Consider the following 20,293-nt stretch of genomic DNA (forward strand, 5'->3'; position numbering starts at 1 on the left):
CGGTCCCTTGTGTCGCTGCGGAACTTCAGCCTCGGATCAGGGTCGGCCGCCCACGGCCTCCCGTGGTGCCGGGACCAGCGCGGCTCCGACCCGCTCGACCAGCAATGCCATCTCGTACCCGACCTGACCGACGTCGCAGCTACGGGCGGCGAGCACCGCCATCGACGATCCGTCACTGATGGACATCAGGAACAGGTACCCGCTGTCCATCTCGATCACCGTCTGCAGCACCCCGCCCGCGCTGAACATCCGCGACGCCCCGTCAGTGAGGCTGACCACACCGGAGGTGATCGCCGCCAACTGGTCGGCCCGGTCCGCCGGCAGGTCACGCGAGGAGGCGAGCAGCAGTCCGTCTGCCGAGACAGCCACGACGTGGGCGATCCCCGCCACGCTGTCGGCAAAGTTGCTGAGCAGCCAACCCATGTCCTGAATAGCTGCTGGCCTGTTCATTCGCTGGTCTCCTTGGTTGAGGTGGCGCGGTACTGCTCGCTGCCGACGGTCCGGCCGCGTTGCACGCCACGGTGATATGCCGACAGCAGGCCACGGACCTCGTCCGGGGTCCGCCGGGTCGGCTCGCGGCCCTGCTTTGCCTCCACGCCACCCGGCACCAGCTGTGCCTGGGGCTGGCGCTTCGGCAGACCAGAGCGGGTGGTGCCGGCGGTCGCCGGCTCAGCTGCCTGGCTGGCCCGGGCCCAGCCCTCGTCAGCGGCGGTACGCCAACTGCCGGAGTCGCCCGTCCGTTGCCGGGGGATGGCACCCAGCGCCGACGTCGCCGCGCCGGCCGGAGTGGACGGTGCGGGCGCCGGTGGCGCGGCCGGGGGTGGTGGTGCGGCGTTCGGCTGCACCGGGGCAGAGTACGCCGTCGGCTGTGGAGTCGACTGTCCCGGGTTGCGGGCCGGCAGCGGTGTCCTGGTCGGAGCGGGTGCCGGCGGGTACGCCGGTGCGGGCGCACCGGCAGCAGGCGGACGACCGGCGGTCGGCAGCGGCAGGACGGTGGTCTCGGCCGAGCCGTGTGACCGGAACCAGACCGCCTCCATCTCCCGGAAGATGGGCATCTCGGCGGCGTCCTCGGGCCGGGCACCGGGCTTGGCGGCCGCTGCGGAGTTGGCGGCCGCTGCGGGCGCTCCGCCGCCGGCGGAGCCGCCAGCCATCGGGCCATGCGGCAGCTGGCCGCCGGTGCGTACCGCCGGCGCCATCGGGTGCATGGTGGCCGGGATGACCGACTGGTCCGGGTAGCCGACGGTGCCCGTCGGTCGCACCGTCGGGTAGGCCACCGTCGGCGTACCGACGTTGGCCACCGGCGGTGCCGCGGCGGGCGGGGCGGCGGATGCCGCCGGACGGTACGCCGGCAGCCCCGGGTTGTACGTCGGCGCGGCCGGGCCGACGGCCGGAGCCGCTGGCGGCCCGGACATCGGAGAGCCGGACATCGGAGAGCCGGACATCGGAGAGCCGGACATCGGCGACGCTGAGATCGGGGCGGCGGAGACCGGCGTCGACTGCCCACCGGTGGTCACCGGGAAGGCGGCGGTAGGAGCACCGGCCACCGCGTTCCACTGTGACGACCGGGCGTTCTGCCACTGGTCGGTGAGGGTCGCCGTACGGCCGGGCGCCGCAGCCGGCGGACTCGAGATCGGCGACCAGGTCCCGCCCGACGTGGGCGCGGCGGAGATCGGCTCGGCCGCCATGGCCGGGCGTCCCCGCGTCACCACCGGCTCCCGGGTGCGCTGCGGCAGTACCAGGATGCTGCTCGGCAGCGTGGCCTGGGCGATGGTGCCGCCCTCCGGGTTGGGCCGCAGCTCGACCCGGATGCCGTACCGGCCGGCCAGCCGGCTGACCACGGCGAGACCCATCAGCCGGAAGGCTGAGACGTCGACCGCGGACGACTCGGCGAGCCTGCGGTTGAGATTGTCCAACTGCTCCTCGGACAGACCCAGGCCGCGGTCCTCCACCTGGACCAGCACGTAGTCGCGCAGCCGCCGAGCGTCGGCGACGACAGTCGTGGTCGGCGGCGAGAACCGGGTCGCGTTGTCGAGCAACTCGGCGACGAGACGTACCACGTCGTTGACCGCATGCGCGGAGATCAGGATGTCGGTGTCGACGGTGCCGAACTCGATCCGGTTGTAGAGCTCGACCTCGGACTGCGCGGCCCGCATCGCGTCAACCAGCAACGCGTCCTCGCGGCGTGGCGCCGTCGAGTCGGCACCGGCCAGGACCAGCAGGTTCTCGTCGTTGCGGCGCATCCGGGTGGCGAGGTGGTCGAGCTGGAACAGCTGGGCGAGCCGCTTCGGGTCCTCCTCGCCGCGCTCGATCGCGTCAAGCTCGCCGATCATCCGGTCGACCAGCGTCTGGCTCCGACGGGCCAGGGAGAGGAACATCGCCGACACGCTCGCCCGCAGTGCCGCCTGCTCGGCCGCGATCCGGACCGCCTCCCGGTGCACCACGTTGAACGCCTGTCCGACCTGGCCGACCTCGTCGCGGTTGGGCAGGCGGATCGGGTCACGTAGGTTGCGGACAATCTCCTCCGGACCCCGGTCGTTGAGGTCGTTGACGTCGCGGAGCTTGGCCACCGCCTCCGGCAGGTCCCGGCTGGCCACCGACATGGCGCCTTCCCGCAGCCGTCGCAGCGAGTCGTTCAACGAGCGGGCCAGGACCACCGCGAGGGCGATTGCCAGCACCAGGGCGATCAGGACCGCGATCGACTCGATGATCGCCTGCCGGGTGACGTTGGTGCTGACCTGGGTGGCCCGTTCGAGCAGCCGGCTCTCCAGCTGGATCTCTGCCCACCGCATCAGGTCGTTGACCGCGCCCATGGCCCGGGCGGCCTCCGCCGCGCTCAGCGGAGCCTGCTGGCCGACCGAGCGGGTGATCTCGGTGGCGACCCGGTCGGCTAGGAAGACGGCGTCACCGGTGACGCTGCTGTCGACCAGCTCCTGCTCCCACGGCGACGCAGCCAGCGAGAACGACAGCAGAGCCTCCTGCTGGCTGGTCAACGTCGCCAGGTACGACGAGAACTGCTCCTCGTCGAGCCGGCCGGTGGACAGCGCCGCGAAGACGATCGCCTCCTCCTCGGCCGTGGCCAGCTTGGCCCGGGCGAAGGCGGAGACGGCACGCAGACTGTCCGGCACCTCGCCGTCGCCGGAGACCTGACCGAGCACCTCACCGTAGGAGGCCAGGTCAGACAGGATGACGCCGTACCGCAGCACCGCCTCCGGCACCGGCATCTGCCGCCGGTCGAGCACCTCCTGACGGGTGGCGTTCAAGGTGTCCAGGTGGTCGTCGATGGCGACCAGCTGCCGCTCGACCGCCTCCGGCACGTTCCCGACCCGGTCGCGTTCGGCGGCGTACGCCGCGATCCGCTCGTCGGTGCTGCGCACCCTGATGTTGTAGGCCTCGGCGTCGGCGTCGCGGGCGGCGAGGAAGGTCACCGCAGCCATCCGCTCCTTGTGGACGTCCTGAGCCAGGGCCGAGACGTCGACGGAGAGTTCGGCCATCGACCGCACCATCCGTGCGTCGATTGCGCCCTGTCCCACGTCGACCAGCCGTACCGTGGCCAGAGCGGCGACCGCGGCCAGCGGAACGACCAGGATCAGGGCCAGTTTGGACCTGATCCGCGCATCCCTCAGTCGCGGCACCCAACGCAATGGCGCGCGGCGCTTCCGCGGGCCGTTGTCGGGCAGGGTCGTCGGTCCGGTCCTCACGACATCGCCTCCGTCGCTATCTCCACACGCGGACTGCCGACCGATGCCTGCTGCAGCGGTGAGCGCCGCATGCGGCACGGCCGCGATTTCATCAGAAGTGGACCCGCTTGGGAAGCCTCAGTGGGGCAGGAATCGGTCGGACGACCTGTAATCACCCTAGTACTACCGGAGAGTATCTTCATCACACCGCCCTGATCAGCGCGGATAGAACTTCCACCGTCAGTTGTCCCGCCAAAGTCAACGCTCGCAACATGTACTCGTTGCCAACATGTGGGACGACAGTCCCGGAGACGCCCCGACCGGCGCGCTTGACCAGAACGCCGCCCATTGGCATGGTTTCCCAAGTTTGCAGGCTCCGCGCACACCGTACGGCATGCCGCCGGCGCGACTTCTACTGAGGACGTGCTCAGCCGCGCCGCCGCCCACCGACCGGGTGCGCATCCGCCGCGTACCTGGAGGACTGACTTGAGGCCCACCCGTTCCGCCCTACTCACGGCGCTCGCATCCACATTGCTGGCCTCTTCGCTCACCGGCTGCCAGTTCGCCAGCGACTCGGCCGCCGAGGACGGCGGCGAGATCGTCATCGCCGCCGACCTGGAACTGTCCGGTGCCGCCGCGACCGTCGGCAAGGGCTTCCAACGAGCCCTCGAGCTGAAGGTCGAGCAGATCAACGAATCGGGTCTGCTGGGCAACCGGACGATCCGGCTGGACGTCCGGGACAACCGTTCCGACCCGAGCGAGTCGCTGCGCAACATCGGCGACTTCACCGGCGACTCCGCGGTGACCGCGATCGTCATGGGCAGTTGCAGTGACTGCGCGGTCGGCGCCGCCCGGACGATCAACGACAAGCGGGTGCCGACGATCTCGCTGGCCCCGGCCACCGCGGTCGCCACCCCGGTCACTGAGCGTCGCTATCTGTTCAAGCTCGGCCCAAACGCGGCGGACAGCGCCGCCGCAGTCGCCAACGAGCTGCGCCGCCGCAACATCAGGCGGGCCAGTCTGCTGCACACCGACGACGAGTACGGCCGGGACGGTCTGCGGGTGATCACCGCCGAACTGGACAAGCTTGGTATCAACCTGGTCGGCACCGAGCAGGTGCGTACCACGGACACCGACGTGAGCCAGGCCGTCGCCACCCTGGCGCAGCCGGTGACCGGCGAGAATCCGGGCGCGCTGCTGGTCTGGACCTCGGCCGAGCAGGCGGCGCTGGCGGCGGACAGCGCCGCGCAGGCCGACTACCCGGGCCCCCTGTTCTTCGACGCCGCCGCTGCCGGGGACCTGTTCCTGTCCGGTGGCTCGGCCACCGGCACCAAGGGCGTCAATCTGGTCTTCACCCAGACCATGGTGATCGACGACGTGATCGCCAACACCCCGGCGAAGGCAGCCCGCAAGCAGTGGTTCCGCGACTACACGGCCAGGTTCGGCAGCTACTACGGGTTCTCTTCGTTCGCGGCCGACGCGGTCCAGCTGATCGCCGACGCGGTGGCCAGGTCGACCGGCGACGGCGACGTCGACCGGGAGGCCATCCGTGAGGTGCTGGAAACCACCCAGTTCGACGGGCTGTCCGGGCCGATCCGGATGACTCCGGACAACCACTCTGGACTGATGCCCCAGGCACTGACCATGCTGGTCTCCCGGGGTGGCCGCTGGCGACTGGCCAGCTGACGACCCCGGCACGGTCCGGTCTCGTGCGCCCGCCAGGAACAACTCCTGGCGGGCGCACGACGTCCGGGGCGGGCGCGACATGGTGGTGACGTCAGCGGGCCGACGTCGTCTCCCGCACCCACGGCAGCAGCAACCGTTCGAAGGCGACCAGCGCGAAGTAGAGCAGGATGCTCATCAGCCCGATCAACACGATCGCCGCCCAGGCGGCGGAGTTCTCGCCCATCCCGCTGAACTGCAGGGTCATGTAGCCCAGCCCTTCCTCACCGGCCTGGAACTCGCCGATCACGGCACCGATCGCCGCCAACGGCATCGCGACCTTCAGGCCGACGAAGATCTGCGGCAACGCCGCCGGGAAGCGGATCTTGCGGAAGGTCTGCCAGCGGGACGCGTCCAGTGACCGGGCCAGCTCGGCCAGGTCGGCCGGGGTCGAGGTCAGACCGGTCACCGTGGAGAGCACGATCGGAAAGAAGCAGAGCAGGAAGACCATGGTGAGAATCGACTGCTGACCCCAGCCGAGGGTGACCACGAGCAGTGGGGCAAGCACGATCTTCGGTACGGCGTTGAGCGCCACCAGCAGCGGAGCGAACATCCGCTCGGCCACCTGGGAGCCGGCCAGCGCCAGTCCGATCAGCACCCCGATGACGGTGGAGATCGCAAACCCGACGACGGTCGAGGTGGTGGTCGCCAGGGAATGTTCCAGCAGTCGTGGCATCCGCAGGGAGAACGCCGCGTACACGTCCTGCGGGGGTGGCAGCACCACCGAGTGCACCAGGTTGAACACGCTGGTGGCGAGCCACCACGCGGTCACCGTCACCGCCACGCCGAGCAGCGGTAGTCCGACTGCGGCGACCCGGCCGCCGGCGGGGCGGCGGACCGGAGCGGTGGTCGCGGCGCGTACCGGTGGCGCCTGCGCCGGTTTGAGTACGGTCATCAGATGCCTTCCGTGGATACTCCGGCCTTCCGGCCGGGAAGGAAACGGACACCTGCGGAGCACGGCAGGGAAGGTCGACTCGCCGCCGAGGCGGATCGACGTCCACTACTCACACACCGGGAGATCCGGCGTGCGAACAGGTGTGCCAACGTGGCGTAGTCCTTCCGGTGACAGCCAGGCTGGTCGGGCCTACCGCCGGGCTGGTGGGAAGTGACGTCTGTGGAGACCGTGTAGGACCGATGGGCGGTACTCCGTCCCTCGCCGTTGATTCGGGTCGGCAGTGGTCGGTCAAGCAGAAAGCTCGACCCGTGAGGGTCGAATCTCCCTACTTCAGCAGGGGGAGATGTCAACGACACTCCTCAGGCTCGCCGAGCCGCCGGGTGCGGGCGGGTGGGTCACCGGACGGTGGCCCACCCACCCGCACCCGGGTCGGTCAGGATTCGGCGTTCGGGGCCAGGTCGAAGTTGACGACCTGCTCCGGCTCCAGGCCCGGCGGGATCGCTCCGGCGCCCTGCAGGATCGCGATGCTGCGGGCGATCCGCTGGCTGTCCAGCGCACCGACCGGCACACCGGAGCTGGTCGACTTCACGAAGGCGGCCATCAGTTCCAGTTCGGCGGCGGCGGCGGCCGGGTTGGCCTCCTCCACGTTCTCGGCCAGGATCTCGCCGGCCTCCTCCGGGTTGGTGATGCTGTACTCCAGGCCCTTGAGCAGTGCCGCGCTGAAGCGCTTCACCATCTCCGGGTCCTCCTCGGCGATCGCCGTCGAGGTGATCAGCACGTTGCCGTACAGGTCGGTCATGATGTCGCTGTACGGCAGCACCACGGCGGTCTTGCCCTGCGCGACGGTCTCCACAGTGGGCTTACCGACCACGAACTGGCCGATGCCGTCCACCGACCCGGAGGCCAGGGTGCCCATCAGGGTCTGCGGAGCGCCGTTGACCCACTCGACCTTGGTCTCGTCGATGCCGGCCAGCGAGGCGTACGTCGGGAACAGGTTGCGCACCACCGAGCCGGGGGCGTCGGCGAGCGTCTTGCCCTCCAGGTCCTTGGGGGTGGTGATGCCGCTGCCGTCGAGCGCGATGATCGCCGCCATGGTGCGCTGCTGGATGCCGGCGACCACGACGAAGTCCTTCGCCTCGCCGTTGCCGTACTGCAGCAGCCCGCCGGTCATGTCGATCGGGGTGAAGTGCGCCTGTCCAGCGACGACGGTCTTGATGTTGTCGCCGGTGCCGGCACCTGCTTTGACCTCTACGTCGAACCCGGCCTCCTCGAAGAAGCCCTTGTCCTTGGCGACCCAGGCGTAGGAGTCCCGGCCGAAGTTACCGAAGGAAGTGAGATACGTCACTTTCTTCAATTCCTCGGTGCCACCGGCATTCGCCTCGCCACCGTCGTCCGCGCTGCAGCCGGCAGTGACCGCGAGCGCCGCCGCGAGGGCCGTGGCGGCGATCGTACGGGTGAGCCTTGTCATGAACGTGTGTCCTTTCCAACCCGACGGCCCCTCGACGAACCCGCAGGTCGTCGAGGCGACCGGAGGGGGTAGTTGGTCCGGCGCGGCAGCCGCTCGGTGGGGGCCGGACCGGTGCCGCGGTCGCGTTGGGAAACTTCGCGGGCAACAGAGTACGAGGGAAACCTGACCAATGCGACAGCCGGGCATCGTGGACCCTGCATCGCAATCAAAAGTGTTTACCGCGCGGGTGGTGCGTGGCCGGCACGATCCGGATACTCTGTCCCCCGCTTGTTGATCGACTCAGGACGAGGGAACTGTCGGCCCCATGATCCAGCTCAGCGGAGTCGGACGGACGTTCGCCGGTCGCTCCGGCACAGTAGAGGCACTGCGCGGCATCGACCTCTCGGTGACCGCCGGTGAGTTCGTCGCGGTCGTCGGTCGTTCCGGCTGTGGCAAGTCCACCCTGCTCAGGCTCATCGCCGGACTGCTTCCGACGACGGCCGGCGAGATCACTGTCGGTGGTCAGCAGGTGGTCAAACCACGTCGGGACATTGCGATGCTCTTCCAACGCCCGGCCCTGCTGCCCTGGCGGTCAGTGCTGGACAATGTTCTGCTGCCGGCGGAGATCTTCGGGTTGCGCCGCAGGCAGCACCGGGCAAAGGCCTTGGAACTGCTGGAGATGGTCGGGCTGGCCGGCTTCGACAAGCGGCTGCCGCACGAGCTGTCCGGCGGCATGCAGCAGCGGGTGTCGCTGTGCCGCTCGTTGCTCGCCGAACCACAGGTGCTGCTGATGGACGAGCCGTTCTCGGCGCTGGACGCGCTGACCCGGGAGGAGCTCTCCGTCGAGCTGCAACGGATCCACATGGAGCGCGCGGCGACCATCGTCTTCGTCACCCACTCGATCGACGAAGCCGTCCTGCTCGCCGACCGGGTCGTGGTGCTGAGCCCTCGACCAGGGCGAATCCGCAAGATCGTACCGATCGACATTCCCCGCCCCCGCAGCCTGGGGCGCAACGCGCACACCGAGGACGTAGCCCGGTGCAGTGCGGAGCTGCACGAGGTGCTGATGGAACGCGACGCACCGGCGACGGCCGGGATCGGAGGGTACTGACCATGCGGGTCAGCGTGTTCACCGAGCCGCACCGCGGCGCCAGCTACGACGACCAGCTCCGGCTGGCCCGGCTCGCCGAGGAGTCCGGGTTCGAGGGCTACCTGCGGGCCGACCACTACCAGTCGATGGGCGAGGAACTGGCGCTGCCGGGGCCGACCGACGCCTGGCTGACCCTGGCCGCGCTGGCCCGGGAGACCTCCCGGATCCGGCTCGGCACGCTGGTCACCTCGGCGACCTTCCGGCTGCCCGGGCCACTCGCCGTGATGGTCGCTCAGGTCGACCAGATGAGCGGCGGCCGGGTCGACCTCGGCATCGGGGCCGGCTGGTACGCCCGGGAGCACACCGCCTACGGGCTGCCGTTCCCGTCCGTCGGGGAACGCTTCGACCGGTTGGCCGAGCAGCTCGAGGTGATCACCGGGCTGTGGCGTACTCCGGTCGGTGACAGGTTCAGCTTCCACGGCGACCACTACCAGCTGGTCGACGCTCCGGCGCTACCGAAGCCGGCGCAGCCGGCCGGCCCGCCGATCATCATCGGCGGACGAGGGCCGAAGCGGACCCCGGAGCTCGCTGCCCAGTTTGCCGACGAGTTCAACATGCCGTTCAAGTCGGTCGCCGAGACCGCGGCGGCTTACGAGCGGGTGACCGAGGCCTGTCACCGGACCGGGCGCACCGAGCAGGGCCGACCGCCGCTGACCATGTCGGCCGGCATCGTCATCGCGATCGGGCGTACCGACGCCGAGGCGCAGCGCCGCGCCGCGCCGCTGCACGAGAAGAGCGCCCTGCCGCCGGAGGACCCGGTGATCGGTTCGCCGGCCCAACTGGTGGACCGGATCGGGGAGTTCTCGGCGGTCGGTACCAGCCGGGTACACCTGCGGTTCATCGACCTCGCCGATTTGGACCACCTGGAGCTGGTCGCTGCCGAGGTGCTGCCTCAGCTGGGCTGACCCACCGGCCCGGCGGCGGTCGCCCGGTCCAGGTCGACAGTGCGGGCGGCCGGCCGTAACCTCCCGGCATGGCCTTGCGGACCTGGCTCAGAGCGATCACAACGGCATTCGGTGTGGCGGCGTTCGCCGGTGCCGTCCAGCTTGGTGCCGCTTACGGTCTCCAACTGGTACGCCTGCGCCGCGACTTCGCCGGGCCGACCGCTGATCTCTGGCCGACGCAGCTGACCTGGCTCGCCTGGTTCGCGATCGTCGCTGCCGTCGTCGGCGCGTGCGTGGCGCAACGGGTCGCCGAGCAGCGTCGGGCCCGGCACCTGCGCGTGTCGGCGGTCCGTACGGCGGTCCGCCGGGTCGTCCTGGCGCTGATCGCCACGATCGGTGCGGCGCTCGCCGTGGTCGGGTTGTCGGTGCTGCCGGCGCAGGCGTCGACCGGGGTCGCCGATCCGGTGACGGTCGCCGCCCTGATCGGCGGGATCGGGGCGGTGGTAGGTCTGCCTGCGGCACTGGCCGCGCTGGCCCATCCGGCGATGCGCTGGAACTTGCTGGTGTTCAGCGGTGCGCTCTGGCTGCTGGCGGTCGGGTCCGCTGCCCCAGACCTGTGGGCGGGTGACGCCGTCGGCGGGATCCGACCCGGGGTACTCGAACCGGTCGCGCTCGACCCGGGTGACCCCGGCTGGCAACTGTTCGTGCTGCTACCGGCGCTGGCGCTGGTGCTCGGCGCGGCGGTGAGCGGGCTGGCCCGGAGGCGGGCGGTGCCGACGGTTGCGACGGCGGTGTCCGGAATGGCCGGACCGGCGGTCCTCAACGCCGCGTACCTGGTCGCCGGGGCCGGCCGGGCTGGGTCCTACCAGGACGACCCCTACCGGGCGGCGCTGCTGGCGGTGGCCGCCGGAGTCGTCGGTTCGATCACTGTGGCTGCCGTGCGCCAGCCCGGTCGGCCGGCCGGAACCGCAACCGGAAGGCCCGCAACCGCTGTCGGAACCCCCGCCGGACCCGCCGACGGCTCGACCGGGAGCCGCGAATCGGTAGCGGAAACTGCCCTATCTGAAAAGACCTCCGCCGATCCGGCACCCCTCGGGCGGGTGTCACCCGGTCCTGCAGCGCCGCCGGTACCTGGCCCGCCGATGCCCACCCGACCCGCGCCCGGCCGACCCGCACCGGACCCGACCGGGACAGACCCGACCGCAGCATCACCAGCGCCGATCGCCGCTCAGGCGCACCCGGGTGATCGTCCGCCGCCGACACCCGCGGCGGTCATCCCCCGTGTCGACCCGACGCCGATCTCGCCAGAGGGACCGCCGACTCCGGCTCCGGTGCCGGTGACCGGTGCCGTCGACCGGCCGACGCCGCAACCGGTCGCCCCACCGCCGGTCGCGCCGCAACCGGTCGCCCCACCACCCACCGCGCCGACCGCCGCACCTGCGGCCGGCCGAATCCCCCGGCCACGGTTCATGCGGCAGCGGCGGCCGGCACCCACCCCGACACTGACCGACGAGGACGCCGAACATGTCGACTGGGTCAGCGAGCTGCGCCGGCAACCCCGCCGCGCCGACGGGCGGAGCCGTAGTGGCGCCGACGATCAGGCCAACGGCAGGTAGACCCGACCACCGGATGCGACGAATTCATCTGATTTGTCCTTCATACCCTGTTGGGCGTACTCCTTCAGATCCTGCGTGATTTTCATCGAGCAGAACTTCGGGCCGCACATCGAGCAGAAGTGGGCCGACTTCGCCGGCTCGGCCGGCAGCGTCGCGTCGTGGTAGGACCGTGCCGTCTCCGGATCCAGCGACAGGTTGAACTGGTCCTCCCAGCGGAACTCGAACCGCGCCTTGGACAACGCGTCGTCCCAGGCCTGCGCTCCCGGATGTCCCTTGGCCAGGTCGGCCGCGTGCGCCGCGATCTTGTACGCGATCACCCCGGCCTTGACGTCGTCGCGGTCCGGCAGCCCCAGGTGCTCCTTCGGGGTGACGTAACAGAGCATCGCGGTGCCGAACATGCCGATCATGGCAGCCCCGATCGCCGAGGTGATGTGGTCGTACGCTGGGGCGATGTCGGTGGTCAGCGGGCCGAGGGTGTAGAACGGCGCCTGGTGGCACAGCTCCTGCTGCAGGTCCACGTTCTCCTTGATCTTGTGCATCGGCACGTGGCCGGGGCCCTCGATCATCACCTGCACGTCGTGCTCCCACGCGATGCTGGTCAACTCGCCCAACGTCCGCAGCTCGGCGAACTGGGCGGCGTCGTTGGCGTCGGCGATCGACCCCGGCCGCAGCCCGTCGCCCAGTGAGAAGGTCACGTCGTAGCGGGCCAGGATCTCGCACAACTCGGCGAAGTTCGTGTAGAGGAAGTTCTCCTGGTGGTGCGCCAGGCACCAGGCAGCCATGATCGACCCGCCCCGGGAGACGATCCCGGTGACCCGGTCGACCGCCAACGGCACGTACGGCAGCAGCACCCCGGCATGCACCGTCATGTAGTCGACGCCCTGCTCGGCCTGCTCGATCACGGTCTCCCGGAACACGTCCCAGCTCAGCTTGACCGGATCCCCACCGACCTTCTCCAACGCCTGGTAGATCGGGACCGTACCGATCGGCACCGCCGAGTTGCGCACGATCGCCTCGCGGGTCTCGTGGATCCGCTTGCCGGTGGACAGGTCCATCACCGTGTCCGCACCCCACCGGGTGGCCCAGGTCAGCTTCTCCACCTCCTCGGCCACCGACGACGAGACCGCCGAGGTGCCGATGTTGGCGTTCACCTTCACCAGGAACCGACCACCGATGATCATCGGCTCGGACTCCGGGTGGTTGACGTTGGCCGGCAGCACCGCACGTCCGGCGGCGATCTCCTCCCGTACCACCTCGGCCGGCAGGTTCTCCCGCAACGCGACGAACTCCATCTCCGGGGTGACGGTCCCGGCCCGGGCGTACGCCAACTGGGTCGGCCGACGCCCGTGGGCCCCAGCCAGCGGGGTGCCCGCACCGCGCACCGGGGCGACATCGCCACGCTCGGCGATCCACCGCCCGCGCAGCGCGGCCAGCCCGACCTGCGGGTCCGACCCCGGACCCGACGTGTCGTAGAGGCGCACCGGCGGATTGTCGCCGGTCAGCGTCACCTCGGCGAACGGCACCTGGATGTCCGGTCGCGGTCCTTGCACGTACACCTTGCGCCGAGCCTGCATCAGTGGGCCTCCTTCAGGTAGTTGCCGAACAACCGGTGCTGAGCCACCTGGTGCGACCATCCAAAGTGGTCGATCGGGCCGTGGCCGGAGCCCAACCGCCAGTGCCGGGCACCAGCGAGCGCCCGCGCGACGTACTCCTTGGCGAAGACCAACGCCGCCGGCACGTCGTCGCCGAGCGCCAACCGGGCTGCCACCGCCGCCGCGAAGCTGCACCCGGTGCCGTGTGTGTTGCGGGTGTCCATCCGTTCGCCGGCCAGCCGCCAGCCGGCGACAGCGGTTCCGGCGACGTCGACCGCCGGGTTCGCGGTCGCGACCACGTCGACCGCCGCCGGGTCGGTCGACGTACCGTCCGGGTCGCCACCGGTCACCACCACGAACCTCGGTCCGCCGGCGGCCAGCTCGACGGCGGCTCGGGCCATCTCGTCGACGGTCCGCACCGGCCAGCCGACCAACGCCGAGGCCTCCGCCCGATTCGGCGTCGCGACCAGCGCGTACGGCAGCAGCCGCTCGACCGCGCCGACCACACCGAGCCGGTGCCCGCTGGTCGAGACCAGCACCGGATCGACCACCAGGTTCGGCAGCTCCCCGGCCCGGGCCAGCGCGGCGACCGCCCCGGCGATCCGGGCCGTACCGAGCATGCCGGTTTTCACCGCGCGCACCGGAAGGTCGGCGCGGACCGCCTCGATCTGGGCCCGTACCTGACCGGCCGGCAGCTGATGGACGCTGGTGACGCCGGTGGTGTTCTGCGCGGTCACCGCAGTGATCGCGCTGGTGCCGTAGACGCCGAGCGCGGCGAAGACCTTCAGGTCCGCCTGGATGCCGGCCCCGCCGCCGGAATCGGAGCCGGCGATCGTCATCGCCACCACCGGAGTGGTTCGGTCGCCGGCCATCAGCAGCTCACCTCGGTCGCTGGCCATCAACTGCTCACCTCGGCCGGTGACGCAGCCGCGACCAGCTCCGCCGCGACCGCCGCCGGGTCGGCGGCGCGCATCACCGCGCCCATCACCGCCGCCCCGACGGCACCGGCCGCCCGACAGGTGGCGACCTGCTCCGCTGTGGTCACCCCGGCGAGCGCGACCACCGGCCGGCCGGCGGCCACTCGGACCAGACGGGCCAGCCCGGCCGGCCCCAGCGGCGGACCGTACCCGGGTTTGGACGCGGTCGCGAAGACCGGCGACACCGTCACGTAGTCCTCCGTGGTCAGTCGACCGAGCTCGGTCTCGTCGTGACAGGAGCGGCCGACCAGTCCGAACACCGGTGGCGGGTACGGCCCGGCGGCGCGCAGGTGCACCGCGTCACCGCCCAGCGGGTCCGGCCCGGCGACGATCAGCGTCCCGCCGACCGGGGCGAGGATGCCGCGCAACCGGTCGGCCAACGCGGCACGTTGTGCCCGGGGCAGGTCCCGTTCCCGCAGCACCACCTGCCGGAGCCCGCCGGCCACCGCCGCCGCGACCACCTCCGGCAGCGGCCGGGCGGTCTGCCGGCGGTCGGTGAGCAGGATGATCCCGTTCACAGCTCGGGCCGCCCATCGTCGGGAGTGGATGCCAGGGCGTGGTAGCGACGGGGGATCCGCCCGGCCCGGCCGGCCAACCGGCCCGCTTCGATGGCGTGCCGCATGGCGGTGGCCATCGCGACCGGGTCGGCGGCCCGGGTCACCGCGCTGGCCAGCAGCACCGCGTCGCAGCCGAGTTCCATCGCGAGCGCGGCGTCGGAGGCAGTGCCGACCCCCGCGTCCAGCACCACGGGAATGTCCACCGACTGTCGGATCAGTCGGATGTGGTGCGGGTTGAGGATGCCAAGCCCGGAGCCGATCGGTGCACCGGCCGGCATCACCGCCGCGCAGCCGGCGTCGGCCAGCCGGCGGGCCAGCACCGGATCGTCGGTGGTGTACGGCAGCACGGTGAAACCGTCGTCGACCAGCTGCTCGGCGGCGCGCAGCAGCTCGGCGCCGTCCGGCAGCAGGGTCCGTTCGTCGCCGACGACCTCCAGCTTCACCCAGTCGGTGTCGAACGCCTCGCGGGCCAGGTGGGCCACCTTGACCGCCTCGGTGGCGGTGTAGCAGCCGGCGGTGTTCGGCAGCAGCCGTACGCCGCAGCGCTCCAGCAGGTCGAGCAGGCCGCCGTGCATCGTGGCGGCGCTGTCCACCCGGCGCAGCGCGACCGTGACCAGACCGGTGCCACTGGCCGCAATCGCCTGCTCCAGGATGTGCAGGTTGGCGGCGCCGCCGGTGCCGAGGATCAGCCGGGAGTCGAAGCTGTGCCCGGCGACGGTGAACGGCATCCGGCTCACCCGCCCTGCGCCGCGATCAGCACTTCGACCCGGTCACCGTCGCACAGCTGCTCGGCCGACCAGCCGCTGCGCGGCACCACTTCACCGTTGACGGCGACGGCGACGCCGCGTGCCCGGTCGGTGACCGCCCGGACGACGTCGACCAGCAAGGTCCCGGTCGGCGCGGTCATCGGTGCCCCGTTGACGATCAACTCCACGGCTGCTCCTCCCCTGCGAGTTCCCTGTTCGCGGCGGTGAACCGGCCGGGCCGAAACGGTGCCAGCGCCGGATCCGGATCGTCCCCGGCCGCCATGTCGGCGATCAGGTCGGCGGTCACCGGGGTCAGCACGATGCCGTGCCGGTGATGCCCGGTCGCCACCAGCACTTCCCGGCCTGCGGTGCCGCCGCCGCCTCTGCCTGCGGAGCCGACGCCGGGCTGCTGGTGCCAGCCGAGCAGCGGCGCGTTGTCCGGCGTGCCGGGCCGGGCCGCCGCCTGCGCCTCGACCAGCTCGTGCTCGGCGATCTCCGGCAGCAGGTCGGCGGCGGCGCGCAGCAGTTCCAGCACCGCTCCGGCGGTGACGATGGTGTCGCCCCGTTCCTCGACGGTGGCGCCGACGACAACCTCACCGTCGGCGCGGGGCACCAGGTAGACGTGCCGGCCGTCGGCGTACCCCCGGATCACGTGCCGGAACCCGACGGCGCCGCCGGGGGCCCGCAGCCGCAGGATCTGGCCTTTTACCGGGCGGACCGGCAGCCCGGTCAGCGCCGCCGATCCGCAGCCGGCGGCGACCACGACGACCCGCGCGTCCAGTGCGGAAACATCGGTGACCGGCTGCGGGACGACGGTCACCCCGGCCCGGTCCAGCGCGGTGTCCAACGCCCCGACCAGCCGACGCGGGTCGACCTGGTGGTCGTCGGGCATCAGCGCACCGCCGCGCACCCTCGGCGCCAACGCCGGTTCGCGCTCGCGCAGCGCCGTGCCGCGCAGCAGCGTGATCGGCAGGTCCAGACTCCGCTGGTACGCCCAGAGCCGCTCCGCCTCGCGCCGGTCGTCGCCGGTGAGCGTGACGACCAGCGTGCCGTCGGTGCGGTAGCCGATGTCCTGGCCGGTGACGGCGGTCAGCTCGGCGGCGAACGCCGGCCAGCGGGCCGCCGAGTCGACCAGCAGCCGGGTCAGCTCGGCCTCGCCGAAGTGCGACTCGGCGACCGGGGCGAGCATCCCGGCGGCCACCGAGGACGCCCCGGACCCGGGTGCCGGGTCGTGGAGCGCGGTACGCAGCCCGCGCCGGGCGCACCGCCAGGCGATACTCATCCCGATCGGCCCGCCGCCGACCACCGCCACATCCGCGCCCTCGGCCGGCCCGGTCATCGTGTCGCGCCCGTCCCGGCGGCGGGCCGCTGCCGTACCGCGGTCAGCAGGTCAGCAGTGGCCCGGCCCGGATCGGCGGCTCCGGCGATCGCGCCGACCACCGCGACCCCGTGCGCCCCGGCGGCCAGCAGCTGCACAACCCGGTCCACAGTGACCCCGGCGATCGCGATCACCGGCACGTCGACCGTAGCGGCGACGGCGGCCAGCCCGGCCGGCCCGATCGGGTCGGGCAGCCCGGTCTTCGTGCCGGTGGCGTAGCACGGCCCGACCCCCAGGTACGTCGCCCCGGCCGCGACCGCCGCCCGCCCGGTGGCCGGCTCGCGGGCGGTGGCACCGAGGATCGCGGCCGGCCCGAGCACCCGGCGGGCGGCGTCGACCGGGAGGTCCAGCGCGCCGACGTGCGCGCCGGCCGCACCGGTCGCGAGCGCGACGTGCAACCGGTCGTTGACCAGGCAGGTCACCTGGTACGCGGCACATTCGGCGACCGCGCGCACGGTCAGGTCGTACGCGTCCCGGTCGGACATGTCGTCCTCGACGCGGACCTGCACGACCAGGTCGGCGGCGGCGCCGGCGGCGCGGGCGGCGGCCAGCGCGGCCCGCAGTACGCCGAGCGGGTCGCACCCGGGTCGGGTGTCGGTGATCAGATGCAGTCGCCCAAGGGACGGCACGGCAACGCTCCTCCCTGCGCCGGCATTACCCGGATCAGGTTCGACGGTCGGAGGCCGCGTCAGCCTCCCTCTCAGCCCGGTGCACCGGGCTCCCGTGGGTTACTTGCCTGTTACCGTACGACGGTCTCGTCGATCCGCCAAGGGCCGATCCGAGGCAACCTTCGGTCGCTGCCCACCCCGCCGCTGTCGGCCGTGACCAGGCTCACCATCAGCTGGGCGAACAAAGATCACGCGCAGACCGGATGCGACATTGGCGCAGGTGACTGCCGGTAGTCATGCTGTCCGCGGTAGCGCAGGTGGCCCTTCGGGGTTCCCGCAGCCGCCCTACGCGACCCTCTGGTCGGCCGGACCCAGAAGCGTCAGCTGGTGAAGGTGCCAGCCCTCGCGGCGGCGACGAAACTCGACCAGCTCGCTGGGGCGACTACCAGCACCGGACCAGCCGGATCCTTCGAGTCCCGCACCCCGACAACGCCACCCGGCCCGTCCGCCATCTCGACACACTCGCCCTGGTTGTTCGACCGGCTGCTCTTCCGCCAGTTGGTGGAACCAAAGTCGATCATCGCCGTACTCCCTTACGGATCGGATCACGCCTCGGCGGTCGAAGTCACGAGGCGGCGTCGCGGCGGAACTCCACCGACCGCCAATCAACTCGTGAGGGTGCTGTTCTTCGTAGCGGCGACGAAGCGTGACCAGCTTGCCGGGGCGACCACCAGCACCGGACCAGCCGGATCCTTCGAGTCCCGCACCCCGACGACCCCACCCAGTCCGTCCGCCACCTCGACGCACTGACCCTGGTTGTTTGATCGGCTGCTCTTGCGCCAGCTAGCTCCGGAAAGATCGATCATGACTCGCACTCCTTCGCGGTCCGCCAGAAGAGGTCACGACTGGCCTGCTCGCTCAGCGCCCGGCCAGCGATGTCGGTGAAGGTCCAAGCGTACCGCTCAGCCTCATCCGGCCGATCGAGGAACAGAGCTCCTGTCAGCTCCTCCACGTAGAATAGACAGTCGTCGGCTCGTTCCCTTCTGGAAAATCAAGAAGAGTGAACGAACCGTGCGCCATCAGGCCGGCGTGCAGCCCGGCGCTGAAGGGCAGCACCCGGATCGAGACATTCGGCTGCTCCCCGGCCTGAGCCAGCCGACGCAACTGTCCGGCCATGGTCTGACCGCTGCCGATCGGTCGACGCAGGATCGCTTCGTCGAGCACGATGTCGAACCTGGGCAGGTAGGGCTCCATTCGGGTCAGCAACCGCGCGCGACGCATCCGCATCTCGACCCTGCGCTCGATCTCCTCCGCCGGCACTTCGTACTGGTTCACGCTGAACACGGCAGTTGCGTACGGGCGGGTCTGCAGCACGCCGGAGACGAGCTCCGTATGGAATTCGCGGAGGTGGGCGGCGGCCTCCTCCAGACCGATGAACAGCTCGAACCAGGACGGGATGCTGGCGTAGTCGTGCCACCAGCCCTTCTCCTTGGTCTTCGGAGCCAGCGCGGCCAGCGCCTCGATGGTCTTCAGGTCAGCGCCGTACAGCTCGCAGAGCAGCACCACGTCCTCGGTGCGGATCGGCACCTCACCCCGCTCCATCCGCAGCAGCTTGGTCGCCGGCCACTCCAACTCCCGGGCCGCCGTGGTCTGCGGCACCCCGGCCAACCGCTCACGCAGCCGACGCAGCTCCCGACCGAGCTGCCGCCGGGGCACCGACGAGTTCAACAATGCTGCGGGCACGTTGCCACCTCCAGATATGCCACTCAACGACGACATGAAGATCGACAGGCGACAGTCACTCGACAGTTGACATATCTCTACCACGAGACCACGACAGCGTTGTCGACCGCCAATTGATCATCGACTGACGGCTGGCCTGCGAATCGGCATGAAGCACCACGATCCGCAGCCGGTCTCCACTCCACGCAATGCAGTTACCTGATCATCGGCGGAAGTCCAGCCGAGTAGACAAGATCATGTGAGGCTCAGATACCTTACGGGCGCGACGTAGGGTATCTGAGCCTCACATGATCTTGTAAATGCAGTTCCGGTCAGCTCAGCGAGCCGCCGGGGCCGGCGGGCTCCGGCAGGATCGACCGCAGTTCGGCGAGGTCGGCGGCGTCCGGCTGCCACGACCCGGCGGCGGCGTTCGCCCGTACCTGCTCGGGGGTGGTCGCCCCGGCGATCACCGACGCCACGGCCGGCTGCGCGGCCAGGCCGCCGATCGCGACCGCGAGCAGCGGCAGGTCCCGCTTCGCGGCGTACGCGTCGAGGGCCTCGATGACGTCCCACGGCGCTCCGGCGAGCCGGGCGGCGTACCGGCTGCTCTCGCCGGCCAGCCGGCTACCCGGCGGCGGCGCCTCGCTCCGGCGGTACTTGCCGGTCAGCAGCCCGTCGGCGAGCGGGAAGTACGGCAGCAGCCCCAGGCCGAAGCGCTGGCAGGCCGGCACCACTTCCCGCTCCACCCGCCGGTCCAGCAGGTTGTACTCGTTCTGGGCGCTGACGAACGGCGACAACCCGGCGGTACGCGCGGTCCACGCGGCGTCCGCGATCTGCCAGCCGGCGAAGTTCGAGCAACCCACATAGCGGACCTTGCCGGCGCGTACCAGGTCGTCCAGGGCCCGCAGGGTCTCCTCAACCGGGGTGACCGGGTCCGGCTCGTGGAACTGATACAGGTCGATGTGATCGGTGCCGAGTCGGCGCAGCGACGCCTCGACGGCCCGCACGATGTACCGCCGGGAGCCGCGTACCCCGTGGTCGACGCCGTTCATGCCGGACATGTCCATGCCGAACTTGGTGGCCAGCACCACGTCGTCGCGGCGGCCGCGCAGCGCCGCCCCGAGCTGTTCCTCGGAACCACCCGAAGGCGTGCCGTAGATGTCGGCGGTGTCGAACAGGGTGATCCCGGCGTCGAGTGCGGCGTCGACCACCGCCCGGGTGCCGGCCGCGTCCAGCTTGCGGCCGAAGTTGTTGCAGCCGACCCCGACCGCCGACACCATCAACCCGGAGTTGCCCAACCGGCGGTAGATCATCTCAGCCAT

At 71.1% G+C, this 20,293-nt stretch carries 20 protein-coding genes and 1 riboswitch; of the genes, 4 read left to right on the forward strand and 16 right to left on the reverse strand.

All coding sequences use genetic code 11. The features are described 5' to 3' along the window. Nucleotides 1-36 precede the first annotated feature (36 nt). Together O7610_RS17925 and O7610_RS17930 are read right to left on the reverse strand one after the other, a co-directional pair. Nucleotides 37-450, reverse strand: coding sequence for a roadblock/LC7 domain-containing protein (locus O7610_RS17925; protein WP_123606103.1), 414 nt, complete (start codon nucleotides 448-450; stop codon nucleotides 37-39). Then, entirely contained in the window at nucleotides 447-3,698 is a 3,252-nt protein-coding gene (locus O7610_RS17930; protein WP_289211384.1) for a sensor histidine kinase, read from the reverse strand. Before O7610_RS17930 ends, O7610_RS17925 begins: the two co-directional genes overlap by 4 nt. 465 nt (nucleotides 3,699-4,163) lie before the next feature. On the opposite strand from O7610_RS17930, the gene O7610_RS17935 reads away from it, so the two are divergent. Further along, nucleotides 4,164-5,363, forward strand: a complete 1,200-nt coding sequence (locus tag O7610_RS17935; protein ID WP_281551863.1) for an ABC transporter substrate-binding protein — start codon at nucleotides 4,164-4,166, stop codon at nucleotides 5,361-5,363. A gap of 91 nt (nucleotides 5,364-5,454) precedes the next feature. On the opposite strand, the gene O7610_RS17940 is transcribed toward O7610_RS17935, so the two are convergent. Continuing rightward, complete coding sequence (locus O7610_RS17940) at nucleotides 5,455-6,294, reverse strand: ABC transporter permease (RefSeq protein WP_281551864.1); 840 nt, start codon at nucleotides 6,292-6,294, stop codon at nucleotides 5,455-5,457. Between the two features lie 433 nt (nucleotides 6,295-6,727). Continuing rightward, on the reverse strand, nucleotides 6,728-7,762 hold the full coding sequence (locus O7610_RS17945; protein ID WP_281551865.1) for an ABC transporter substrate-binding protein: 1,035 nt from the start codon (nucleotides 7,760-7,762) through the stop codon (nucleotides 6,728-6,730). A 304-nt stretch (nucleotides 7,763-8,066) separates the two neighbouring features. Between O7610_RS17945 and O7610_RS17950 the strand changes: the two genes are divergently transcribed. The 3 genes from O7610_RS17950 to O7610_RS17960 all read left to right on the forward strand — a co-directional run bounded on the left by O7610_RS17950 (nucleotide 8,067) and on the right by O7610_RS17960 (nucleotide 11,391). Beyond that, entirely contained in the window at nucleotides 8,067-8,852 is a 786-nt protein-coding gene (locus O7610_RS17950; RefSeq protein ID WP_281551866.1) for an ABC transporter ATP-binding protein, read from the forward strand. A 2-nt stretch (nucleotides 8,853-8,854) separates the two neighbouring features. Further along, nucleotides 8,855-9,796 carry an LLM class F420-dependent oxidoreductase gene (locus O7610_RS17955; RefSeq protein WP_281551867.1) on the forward strand — a complete coding sequence of 314 codons (942 nt, stop codon included), beginning with the start codon at nucleotides 8,855-8,857 and terminating at the stop codon, nucleotides 9,794-9,796. A gap of 68 nt (nucleotides 9,797-9,864) precedes the next feature. Beyond that, on the forward strand, nucleotides 9,865-11,391 hold the full coding sequence (locus O7610_RS17960) for a hypothetical protein (RefSeq protein ID WP_281551868.1): 1,527 nt from the start codon (nucleotides 9,865-9,867) through the stop codon (nucleotides 11,389-11,391). Here the strand turns inward: O7610_RS17960 and thiC are convergent. The 12 genes from thiC to O7610_RS18015 all read right to left on the reverse strand — a co-directional run bounded on the left by thiC (nucleotide 11,373) and on the right by O7610_RS18015 (nucleotide 20,293). Further along, nucleotides 11,373-12,965 carry a phosphomethylpyrimidine synthase ThiC gene (gene thiC, locus O7610_RS17965; protein WP_281551869.1) on the reverse strand — a complete coding sequence of 531 codons (1,593 nt, stop codon included), beginning with the start codon at nucleotides 12,963-12,965 and terminating at the stop codon, nucleotides 11,373-11,375. The two genes, O7610_RS17960 and thiC, sit on opposite strands and share 19 nt — an antisense overlap. Beyond that, nucleotides 12,965-13,882 carry a bifunctional hydroxymethylpyrimidine kinase/phosphomethylpyrimidine kinase gene (thiD, locus tag O7610_RS17970; RefSeq protein ID WP_281551870.1) on the reverse strand — a complete coding sequence of 306 codons (918 nt, stop codon included), beginning with the start codon at nucleotides 13,880-13,882 and terminating at the stop codon, nucleotides 12,965-12,967. Before thiD ends, thiC begins: the two co-directional genes overlap by 1 nt. Then, complete coding sequence (locus O7610_RS17975; RefSeq protein WP_289211385.1) at nucleotides 13,882-14,478, reverse strand: thiamine phosphate synthase; 597 nt, start codon at nucleotides 14,476-14,478, stop codon at nucleotides 13,882-13,884. The genes thiD and O7610_RS17975 overlap by 1 nt, the downstream gene beginning before the upstream one ends. Then, the gene (locus tag O7610_RS17980) at nucleotides 14,475-15,245 is read right to left on the reverse strand and encodes a thiazole synthase (RefSeq protein ID WP_281551872.1); all 771 of its coding nucleotides are present in this window, start codon (nucleotides 15,243-15,245) and stop codon (nucleotides 14,475-14,477) included. Before O7610_RS17980 ends, O7610_RS17975 begins: the two co-directional genes overlap by 4 nt. Before the next feature lie 5 nt (nucleotides 15,246-15,250). Beyond that, a complete protein-coding gene (gene thiS, locus O7610_RS17985; RefSeq protein WP_278173720.1) occupies nucleotides 15,251-15,451 on the reverse strand; it encodes a sulfur carrier protein ThiS in 201 nt (66 codons plus the stop codon). Then, nucleotides 15,442-16,602: a glycine oxidase ThiO gene (gene thiO, locus O7610_RS17990; protein ID WP_289211386.1), complete on the reverse strand. Its 1,161-nt coding sequence runs from the start codon at nucleotides 16,600-16,602 to the stop codon at nucleotides 15,442-15,444. Before thiO ends, thiS begins: the two co-directional genes overlap by 10 nt. Then, nucleotides 16,599-17,270 carry a thiamine phosphate synthase gene (locus O7610_RS17995; RefSeq protein ID WP_281551874.1) on the reverse strand — a complete coding sequence of 224 codons (672 nt, stop codon included), beginning with the start codon at nucleotides 17,268-17,270 and terminating at the stop codon, nucleotides 16,599-16,601. The genes thiO and O7610_RS17995 overlap by 4 nt, the downstream gene beginning before the upstream one ends. Further along, a riboswitch (TPP riboswitch) is annotated at nucleotides 17,265-17,376 on the reverse strand. (Overlaps the previous gene by 6 nt.) A 253-nt stretch (nucleotides 17,377-17,629) precedes the next feature. Beyond that, nucleotides 17,630-17,830: a DUF397 domain-containing protein gene (locus O7610_RS18000; RefSeq protein WP_289211387.1), complete on the reverse strand. Its 201-nt coding sequence runs from the start codon at nucleotides 17,828-17,830 to the stop codon at nucleotides 17,630-17,632. An 84-nt stretch (nucleotides 17,831-17,914) separates the two neighbouring features. Continuing rightward, nucleotides 17,915-18,115, reverse strand: a complete 201-nt coding sequence (locus O7610_RS18005) for a DUF397 domain-containing protein (protein ID WP_281551876.1) — start codon at nucleotides 18,113-18,115, stop codon at nucleotides 17,915-17,917. Continuing rightward, nucleotides 18,112-18,261 carry a hypothetical protein gene (locus tag O7610_RS30705; RefSeq protein ID WP_353850269.1) on the reverse strand — a complete coding sequence of 50 codons (150 nt, stop codon included), beginning with the start codon at nucleotides 18,259-18,261 and terminating at the stop codon, nucleotides 18,112-18,114. Before O7610_RS30705 ends, O7610_RS18005 begins: the two co-directional genes overlap by 4 nt. After that, nucleotides 18,249-18,992 carry a helix-turn-helix domain-containing protein gene (locus tag O7610_RS18010; protein WP_289211388.1) on the reverse strand — a complete coding sequence of 248 codons (744 nt, stop codon included), beginning with the start codon at nucleotides 18,990-18,992 and terminating at the stop codon, nucleotides 18,249-18,251. Before O7610_RS18010 ends, O7610_RS30705 begins: the two co-directional genes overlap by 13 nt. Before the next feature lie 311 nt (nucleotides 18,993-19,303). Then, nucleotides 19,304-20,293 (reverse strand): aldo/keto reductase, encoded by a 990-nt coding sequence (locus O7610_RS18015; RefSeq protein WP_281551878.1) that lies wholly within the window; start codon nucleotides 20,291-20,293, stop codon nucleotides 19,304-19,306.

Source organism: Solwaraspora sp. WMMA2065 (assembly GCF_030345075.1).
GTDB lineage: Bacteria > Actinomycetota > Actinomycetes > Mycobacteriales > Micromonosporaceae > Micromonospora_E.